Source organism: Dietzia sp. B19, assembly GCF_014145155.1.
GTDB classification, from domain to species: Bacteria; Actinomycetota; Actinomycetes; order Mycobacteriales; family Mycobacteriaceae; genus Dietzia; species Dietzia natronolimnaea.
Genome location: NZ_JAALED010000195.1, coordinates 1 through 3411 on the forward strand (window position 1 = coordinate 1; position 3411 = coordinate 3411).

Genomic DNA, 3411 nt, shown 5'->3' on the forward strand with positions numbered 1-3411 from the left:
GGGCCGATGGCTGAGCCGGATCGAGCAGTCCGCGCCCGAGGAGGGGCTGGAGGTGGACGCCACCGCAGGTGGGCAGGACCAGCTCGTCGCACTGCGCCTCGGTCGGAGGTCCACGTTGTCGTTAGCCCCCGCGTCGCGGCCGCCAGTCCCGGCCGAGTCCCCGGTCCAGACGACACGTCCGTCGGGCGTCATCGACGCGCCCGCCACGGCTGATTACGTCGCGACTGCGCCCGCCGTGGCGGCTCCCGGAATGGCGGCGGTCACGAGCGCCCCGCTGACGGAGATGCAGGTGGCCTATCTCGTCGGCCGCGCGGACCCGTGGTTGGGTCGCCCGGTCGCGCCGCGCTACCGGACCGAGGTCGAGGTGGACGACCTCGATGTCGTGGCGCTCGAGCGCGCGCTGGACGCGGTCGTGGACGCCCATCCCATGCTGTCGGCACGAGTCGACGACAACGGCCGGCAGGTCATCGACAGCTCCGCACGGCCGAGACTGCAGATCGAGGATCTGAGCGCAGCGACGATCCCGGAGGTGCGCGCCGAGCGTGAACGCCGCCGGGTCGAGGAGATGTCCTGGATCCACGACCCCCAGAGCGGGCAGCCCTGGCTCGAGCTCCGCGCCGTACGGTTGCCGGCGCCGGCCTCGAAGATGTCCCGGTGGATGGTCGTTCTCATCCTCGACATGCTGTTCTGCGACGTGCGTGGAGCGGAGATCCTCGCCCGTGACCTCACGGCGGCGTACCGGGGCGACCCCGTCGACCAACCCCCGGTGGGATTTCTCAGCTGGGCGGATGCCCGCGCCCGTGCCAGCGTCGGTGCCTCGGCGCCACCGCAGATGGGAACGCCGAGACCGCCCGTCCTGCTGCCGGTCCGGCCCCCCGAGAACTCGGGTTTCACCCGTCGACGCCGCCAGATCGACCCGCGGACGACCACGGAGTTGATCCGGCGATGTGCAGTCCACCGGACCACCCTGGACGCGGTACTCGTCACCGCTTTCGGCGCGATCCTGGCCACCGACGACGGACACCGACCGCCGGTCGTGGTCACCGTTCTCGATCGCCCCGCCGAACACCGTGATGTCGTGGGTGAGTACACCTCGACAGTCGTCATAGACCCCCCGGACGGCCGGTCCACGAGCGAGCGCGCCCGGGCCGCGGCGACCCGCCTACTCGAGGGCGTCCGTGATCTCGGACGCGACGGATCCGGCCACGGCAACACGCGGATACGTGAACACCTCCGTTCCGGTGGCGGCACCGGCGTGCTGCCCGTCGTCTACTCCTCGGGCCTGACCGGGTGGACCGGCGGACCGGCCGCGTGTGATGCGCTGGCGGAGTTGGGTCAACCGGTCCACTCGATCAGCTCGACCCCGCAGGTGCTGATCGACCTGCAGAGCTTCCGCGACACCGACGGCTCGCTGCTGCTCGTCCTCGATGCGGTGGAGGACGCCTTCGTCGGCGGCGCGCTGGACAGCATCGTCGACCTCCTCGCCGCGACCGTGACGGCGCTGGCCGACGGAGACGACCGCTGGCACGAGCCCGGCTTCCCCTCGACGGCGACGCCGGGTGTGCCCCGACGCGATGTCGCCGGGCTGGGCCGTACCCGGCCCGCAACGATCTCGGGACGCCGCGCACCCGATGAGGGCGACCGCGGCCTGCTGACCCTCGTGCGCGAGACGGTCGCCGAGGTGCTCGGCCGGACCCCCGGGCACGACGAGCTGGATCGGGGCTTCTTCGAACTCGGGATGACGTCGATGGATCTCGTCCGACTCCGCAGGACACTCGCCGACCGAGGACACCGGGTGGAGCTCGCGGAGCTCTTCGCCCATCCCGACATCCGATCACTCGCCGCGGGCATGCAGGCCACACCGATCCGGGTTCTCAGCCCGGACACGAGCCCTAACCCGAGCTCACACCCCGGCTCGGACCGCGCCGGGCTCGCCACCGATCCCGATGCGCACGATCTGCTCGCGCAGGCCCGTCAGCGCGGGCGTCAGCGCCGCCGCATCCGGCAGGAGACCCTCTCATGACCCGTCCCGTCGATCCGAAACTGGCGCACCACGAGTCGGACATCGCCGTCATCGGGATGTCGTGTCGTCTCCCGGGAGCGCCCGACGTCAACGCGTTGTGGCGACTGCTGCTCGACCGGAGAGAGGGGGTGCTGCGGACCGATCGGGAGTCCGCCCGTCGTGACGGCGCGCCGTCGGAACTCGTCGACCACCCGGGCTTCGTCCCCACCGGATCGGACCTCGGCCCGATCGACGGCGTGGACCTCGCCGCGTTCGGATTCACCCGGCACGAGGCCAGGTACCTGGATCCGCAGCACCGGGTCTTCGCGGAGGAGGTGTGGCACGCACTCGACGACGCGGGCCACGGACACGGCTCGGGCGTGGACCGGGTGGGGCTGTTCGCCGGGTGCTCTCCTTCGGCTTACCTTCACCACGCCTTCCGGCAGTCCTTCGACCCGTCCGGTGGAACCGATCCGGCCAACGCCATGCAGATCGCGCTGGGGACCATGCCGGACTACCTGGCGACCGGGATCGCCTACCGGATGAACCTCACCGGGCCCGCGCAGACCGTGCTCACCGCCTGCTCGACCTCACTGGTTGCTGTCCACCTCGCGGCGGAATCGCTGCGCAGCGGCGAGTCTGACATCGCGGTCGCCGGCGGGGTCACCGTGCGGGTACCCGCGTCTCGCGGGTACGTCCACATCCCTGATGGTCCGTTCTCCGTCGACGGGCACACCCGGAGCTATGGCAGCGGGGCCTCGGGAGCCGTGTTCACCCAGGGGGCGGGCGCGGTCGTCCTGCGCCGGTACGGCGACGCCGTGCGGTCCGGGGACCAGATCCGTGCGGTGATCCGAGGCAGTGCCGTCAACAACGACGGAGCCGCCAAGGCCGGGTTCGTCGTCCCGGGGGTCGACGGTCACGCCACGGTCATCGCCGAGGCACTGGCCGGAGCGGGACTGGAGCCACGGGACATCGGGTACATCGAGGGACACGGGACGGGAACCCGGATGGGCGATCCCGTCGAGGTGGCGGCCTTGCACCGGGTCTTCGGGCGGTCGGAGCGGCCGTGGTGCCGGCTCGGCTCGATCAAGTCCAATATCGGGCACACCGAGGCCGCCGCCGGGGTGGCAGGACTCATCAAAGCGGTGCTCGCGGTCGAACTGGGAGTCATCCCGGCCTCGTTGCACTGCGCCGACCCCAACCCTGACCTCGGGCTCGACGGTTCCGCCTTCCGCTGCGCCGACACCACGTCCGACTGGGAGCCGGAACGGCCCCGCATTGCCGGGGTCAGCTCGCTCGGATTCGGCGGAACCAACGCCCACGTCGTCGTGGCGCAGTCCGAACGCACACCAGGCGCCGACCCCGACCCCCGCCCGCAGCTGTGGCTCCTCGGCGCGGCGAGCCGCACC

2 protein-coding genes are annotated in these 3411 nt (G+C 71.6%); both read left to right on the forward strand.

Annotated features, from left to right (window positions below; translation table 11 throughout):
- Positions 1–2023, forward strand: a 2023-nt coding sequence (locus tag G6020_RS06630) for a phosphopantetheine-binding protein (protein ID WP_241732596.1), incomplete at its 5' end; no start/stop codon positions are given.
- On the forward strand, positions 2020–3411 hold a 1392-nt coding region (locus tag G6020_RS06635; protein WP_182610076.1), incomplete at its 3' end, for a polyketide synthase. The genes G6020_RS06630 and G6020_RS06635, both read left to right, overlap by 4 nt.